General features: G+C 67.6%; 7 protein-coding genes. 5 read left to right on the top strand and 2 right to left on the bottom strand.

The window, feature by feature from the left end:
* From B4M60_RS05535 to B4M60_RS05515, 5 genes are all read left to right on the top strand, one after another.
* On the top strand, nucleotides 1–1,997 hold a 1,997-nt coding region (locus tag B4M60_RS05535; RefSeq protein WP_291081069.1), incomplete at its 5' end, for an NADP-dependent isocitrate dehydrogenase.
* Between the two features lie 119 nt (nucleotides 1,998–2,116).
* A complete protein-coding gene (locus B4M60_RS05530; RefSeq protein ID WP_291081067.1) occupies nucleotides 2,117–2,323 on the top strand; it encodes a dodecin in 207 nt (68 codons plus the stop codon).
* 105 nt (nucleotides 2,324–2,428) lie between these two features.
* Complete coding sequence (locus B4M60_RS05525) at nucleotides 2,429–3,616, top strand: N(5)-(carboxyethyl)ornithine synthase (RefSeq protein ID WP_291081065.1); 1,188 nt, start codon at nucleotides 2,429–2,431, stop codon at nucleotides 3,614–3,616.
* Nucleotides 3,617–3,727: 111 nt separating this feature from the next.
* A complete protein-coding gene (locus B4M60_RS05520) occupies nucleotides 3,728–4,336 on the top strand; it encodes a hypothetical protein (RefSeq protein ID WP_291081063.1) in 609 nt (202 codons plus the stop codon).
* A gap of 46 nt (nucleotides 4,337–4,382) precedes the next feature.
* Nucleotides 4,383–4,832 (top strand): YdeI/OmpD-associated family protein, encoded by a 450-nt coding sequence (locus tag B4M60_RS05515; RefSeq protein ID WP_291081061.1) that lies wholly within the window; start codon nucleotides 4,383–4,385, stop codon nucleotides 4,830–4,832.
* Nucleotides 4,833–4,879: 47 nt separating this feature from the next.
* On the opposite strand, the gene B4M60_RS05510 is transcribed toward B4M60_RS05515, so the two are convergent.
* Both B4M60_RS05510 and B4M60_RS05505 read right to left on the bottom strand, forming a co-directional pair.
* Nucleotides 4,880–5,092 (bottom strand): hypothetical protein, encoded by a 213-nt coding sequence (locus B4M60_RS05510; RefSeq protein ID WP_291081059.1) that lies wholly within the window; start codon nucleotides 5,090–5,092, stop codon nucleotides 4,880–4,882.
* On the bottom strand, nucleotides 5,089–5,770 hold a 682-nt coding region (locus tag B4M60_RS05505; protein WP_291081057.1), incomplete at its 5' end, for a glycosyltransferase. The genes B4M60_RS05505 and B4M60_RS05510, both read right to left, overlap by 4 nt.

Here is a 5,770-nt window from a genome sequence, read left to right as displayed (position 1 = left end):
CCAACATCATCAAGCTGCCCAACGTCAGCGCGTCAGTCCATCAGCTGACCACCGCGATCGCCGAGCTGCAGTCCAAGGGATACGACATCCCGGACTACCCGTACGACCCCAAGACCCCCGAGGAAGCCGAGATCGTCGAGCGCTACGGGACGTGCCTCGGAAGCGCCGTGAACCCGGTGCTGCGCCAGGGCAACTCCGACCGCCGCGCCCCGAAGGCGGTCAAGGAGTACGCCCGCGCCAACCCGCATTCCATGGGCAAGTGGTCGATGGCCTCTCAGACCCATGTCGCCCACATGACCCACGGCGACTTCTACGCCGGGGAGAAGTCGATCATCCTCGACCGCGCCTGCGACGCGCGGATGGAGGTCGTCACCCCGGACGGCGAGACGCACGTCCTCAAGACCGTTCCGCTCGAGGCCGGCGAGGTCGTCGACTCGATGTTCATGAGCAAGAAGGCGCTCATGGAGTTCTATGAGGAGCAGCTCAACGACGCCAAGGAGACCGGCGTCATGTTCTCCCTCCACGTCAAGGCCACCATGATGAAGGTGAGCCACCCGATCGTGTTCGGCCACGCCGTGCGGGTGTTCTACCGTGACGCCTTTGTCAAGCACGGCGAGCTCTTCGACGAGCTCGGCATCAACGTCAACAACGGCATGGTCGATCTCTACGACAAGATCGACAACCTGCCCACCTCCAAGAAGGAGGAGATCATCGAGGATCTGCACCGCTGCCACGAACAGCGGCCGGAACTGGCGATGGTCGACTCCGCCCGAGGCATCACGAACTTCCACTCGCCCTCCGACGTGATCGTCGACGCCTCGATGCCGGCGATGATCCGCATCGGCGGGAAGATGTACGGCGCCGACGGCCGGAAGAAGGACACCAAGGCCGTCATCCCGGAGTCCACGTTCGCGCGGATCTACCAGGAGATCATCAACTTCTGCAAGACCAACGGGGCGTTCGACCCCACCACCATGGGCACCGTCCCGAACGTCGGCCTCATGGCGCAGAAGGCCGAGGAGTACGGCAGCCACGACAAGACGTTCGAGGTCCAGTACGACGGTGTCGCCAACATCGTCGACGCCGCCACCGGCGAGGTCCTGTTGTCCCAGGACGTCGAGGCCGGTGACATCTGGCGGATGTGCACGGTCAAGGACGCCCCGATCCGCGACTGGGTGAAGCTCGCGGTCGACCGCGCCCGTGCCTCCGCCATGCCGACGGTCTTCTGGCTCGACCCGTACCGCCCGCACGAGAAGAATCTCATCACCCTGGTGAAGAGGTACCTCGCCGACCACGACACCGAGGGCCTGGACATCCAGATCATGTCGCAGGTGCGTGCCATGCGCTACACCCTCGAGCGTGCCTGGCGCGGCCTGGACACCATCTCGGTGACGGGAAACATCCTGCGGGACTACCTCACCGACCTGTTCCCGATCCTCGAGCTCGGTACCAGCGCCAAGATGCTGTCGGTCGTCCCGCTCATGGCCGGCGGCGGACTGTACGAGACCGGCGCGGGCGGGTCCGCCCCCAAGCACGTCCAGCAGCTCGTGGAGGAGAACCACCTGCGGTGGGATTCGCTCGGGGAGTTCCTCGCGCTGGGTGCGAGCCTGGAGGACCTCGGCCGCAAGTACGACAACCCCAGGGCCACCATCCTCGCCAAGACGCTCGACACCGCCACCGGCACGCTCCTGAAGAACCGGAAGTCCCCGTCGCGGGTGACCGGCGAACTCGACAACCGGGGCAGCCAGTTCTGGCTCGCGCTGTACTGGGCTCAGGAACTGGCCGGACAGTCGGAGGACACGGAGTTGGCGGCGCAGTTCGCTCCGCTGGCGGAGAGGCTGACCTCCGATCAGGACACCATCCTCCGGGAGCTGATGGCCGTCCAGGGCACACCGGTGGAGCTGGAGGGCTACTACCAGCCCTCCGTGGAGAAGCTGCGGGAGGCCATGCGCCCGAGCACGACGTTCAATTCCGCTCTGGAGGGTTCGCACACCTGACCCGACGCCCGGCTCACCGCACCCATCGGCCACTCGCCGGTGGGTGCGGTGCCGTTCATCCCGGATGCCCCTCACCGGATCGGCTAGGGTGATATGCGTCACACTGACCGGAGGGCATCATGAACCACGTCTACAACGTCACCGAGATCGTCGGCTCCTCGCCGAACGGAACCGACGAGGCGGTCACCAACGCCATCGCCGAGGCCTCCAAGACCCTCCGCAACCTCGACTGGTTCGAGGTGCAGTCGGTCCGCGGCAAGCTGGACGGGGACAAGGTGGTGCACTGGCAGGTGACCATCAAGATCGGGTTCCGTCACGAACCGTGACCCCACTGGGACCTGATCCGTCTCACGACTCCGAGCCCTGCCATACCGCACCCGCCTATAGTCGGGTGCGGAGCTGGCCTCGGTTCCCCGATGATGGGAGTCCGGATGCCCGGCACCGCTCAACCGCCCTCCGCCGCCACCGGTGGGTCTCTCCTGACCCTCGGTGTGCTGGCGAATTCCGCGATGGAGAACGAGCGCCGACTCCCCCTCCATCCGCATCACCTGGACCGGATCGATCCGGACGTACGGGCACGGATGATCGTCGAGCGCGGCTACGGCGCCGATTTCCAGCTCGAACCCGGCTACATCGAGTCCCGCGTCGGGAGGGTCGCCGACCGCTCGGAGGTCATCGCTGCCGCGGACGTGCTGCTGCTGCCCAAGCCCCAGCTGACCGACGTGCGCGGGATCCCTGATGGACGCACCCTCTGGGGTTGGCCCCACTGCGTCCAGGATGCCGGGATGACGCAGGCGGCCATCGATCGTCGACTCACTCTCATCGCGTTCGAGGCGATGAACCATTGGACCCGGCAGGGCGAGTTCAGTCTGCACGTGCTCCACAAGAACAACGAGCTCGCCGGGTACTGCTCCGTGATCCACGCGTTGAGCCTCATCGGCTCGACCGGCGACTACGGCCCGCGACTCGCTGCGGTCGTCATCGGCTTCGGGGCCACGGCACGAGGGGCGGTCACGGCACTGAAGGCGCACGGGATCCACGACATCCAGGTCCTCACGCAGCGCGACGCCTCGGCGGTCGGCTCCCCCATCCACAGCGCACAGCTCACCCAGCTCAACACCGACGACGGCGCGACGCACCTCAGCACCGTGCCCACCGAGGACGGAGACGTCCTGCTCCCGACCTTCCTCGCCTCCCACGACATCGTGGTCAACTGCACCCTCCAGGACGTCAACGCTCCCCTGACCTATCTCCGGACCGAGGACCTGGCCGAGTTCGCCGCGGGGAGCCTGATCATCGACGTCTCGTGCGACGAGGGGATGGGGTTCGAGTGGGCGAAGCCCACCGGGTTCGACGATCCCATGTTCACCGTCGGACGGGGGGTGCACTACTACGCCGTCGACCACAGTCCGTCGTACCTGTGGAACTCGGCGACGTGGGAGATCAGCGAGGCGCTCCTGCCGTTCCTTCGCACTGTCATGGAGGGACCCGCCTCGTGGGAGGAGAACCTCACGATCTCCCGCGCGATCGAGATCCAGGACGGGGTCATCAGGAACCCGGATATCCTGAATTTCCAGGGCCGCGACCCCGCCTACCCCCACGCTCGCACTTCGCGGTAGGCGGCAGGTCGGTCTCCGGAGAGGAGTGGTGGAGATGGGCATGTACCGCCTCCCCCCGCGGATCCGGCGCACCGATTGCACCGGTGCGCCGCGCGGATCCACCCCGTGACCATGGATCACCACAGGACCCGGGCGAGCATCGACCTGTTCTGGCTGCCGCTGGGCGCCGGTGCAGGCGGCCTGTGCGTCCGGGGTTCCGGACGCGTCTACGAGGCTCTCGCCGCGCTCCGCCAGCACCGGCAGCGCGTCGACCTCTACCACTCGGCGCTGCTGGTGCACCTCGACGGTCACGACCACGCCGTCGAGATGGCCCCCGTGTGGGCCGGGTCGGGTGGCGACCGTGGCGTCGAGGCCGAAGGTGCGGTGGGTCTGCCGTCACTGGGCCGGTGGCGGGTGTTCCGCTACGAAATCCGTTGCTGGCGCGACGGCACCATTCCCGATGCCGCCACCGCGGTCGACGGCCCCCGCCGAGTCAGCACGAGTCGGGGCCGGGCGCGACGCGTGCTGGACCTGGTCCCGGCGGTCCCGACCCCGACCTGGGGCCGGGATGAACTGCGCACCGGGGAGATGTGGAACTCCAACTCCCTCACGTCCTGGCTGCTCACCTGCAGCGGTCACGACATGCTGGCCATCCGACCTCCCGCCGGTGGACGCGCCCCCGGATGGGCGGCCGGACTGACGGCAGCCCGGGCCCACCCTCGGCAGCAGTCCCAGCCGTGACTCGTCTCCGCCCGCGCATGGACCTGCCGCCGGCCATACTGGGGAGATGAAGGCGCAGGAGTTCCGCACGGTCCTCGAACCCACGGGTGGCAAGAACGTCGCGATCGTCGTTCCGGCCGAGGTCGTGGCCGCCTTCGACCACGGCAAGCGGGTGCCCGTCAGAGTCACCGTCGATGGTGACCACACCTACTCGAGCACGATCACCTCCATGGGCGGTCGCTACGTGATCTCCTTCAACGCCGACACGCGTGCGGCGACCGGGCGCGGGGCGGGAGACCGAGTCGAGGTTCGCCTTGAACTCGACGACGCTCCCAGGACGGTCGCAGTACCGCCGGTGTTGGACGCGGAACTGCGCGAGGACCCCGCGGCGGCGGCGGCGTGGGCGGCGCTGAGCTACTCCAAGAAGAAGGAACACGCCCGCTCGGTGGAATCGGCCAAGGCTGACGAGACCAGGGCCCGCCGAGTGGCCGCGGTGATGGACGCCCTCCGCGCCTGAGATCTCGGACCGCCGACCCGGCACCTGTCTACGCTGCACCAGCCCGGTCAGTCCGGTCTCGGCCGCCCGTGACCCTCATCCGCACCCGGGTGGATGCTGCGGGTCTCGGCGCGTCGGTAAGAACGCGGCAGGAAGTCCCTGATGTAGATCCGGGGCAGCGTCTTGATCACGGCGAGCACCACGTACATCGCGGTGTTGATCGCGACGAACGCCGCCAGGACGGCGAACCAGCCGCTCGACAGCACGGACTCCGGGATCATCGGCCCTCCCCGCCACCGTCGGGCTGCGCCACCGCCGCCTCGCCGGACACATCAGCGTCCGACTCACCCCAGCTCGCCTTCTTCATGAGCAAGATGTCGAACACCCCTTTGAGGAACACCAGGTTGAGGAACGTCGCGTAGACGAGTTCGGGTAGCAGCAGAGCGGCGACGAATCTGGCGAACAGGGTCGAGCGCCACACGGTGACGACCCTCTCGATCATGAACAGCAGCCCGAGCGTCATCCAGAACGGGTACCAGATCCATTCGTCGCTCGCGAGGATCGTGATGCCGATGAGCACCAGGTACGCGCTGAGCGCGATCGCCCCGTATCCGATCCCGAGCTGCTGGAACCAGTAGCGCGTGGTCTGCGGGGTCACGCCGTAGGCGCCGAGGTTCTCGAGCGCCCCGCGCTGCCAGCGCAGGCGCTGGTGCCACAGCTGCTTCCACGTCGGCATCACCTCGGTGACGACCGAACACTCGGTGGGCGACACCATCAGACCGCCGAGGGATTTCAGCGCGAGCGTCAGTTCGTTGTCCTCGGTGAGCGCGGCAGTGTCGTACACGTCTCCCCGGCGCCCGGGGAGGGCGGTGCCCCGCGAGTCGGCGATGGTCCGGAGCCCCCGAGCACGGAAGGCCGACGCCGTCCCGGTGAGGACGAACACCCGGCCGCGTCGCCGG

Origin of the sequence: Dietzia sp. UBA5065, assembly GCA_002415925.1 — a bacterium.
Lineage (GTDB): Bacteria > Actinomycetota > Actinomycetes > Mycobacteriales > Mycobacteriaceae > Dietzia.
Note: the sequence above shows the minus strand (reverse complement) of the source record. Positions and strands in the feature narration are given on the sequence as shown.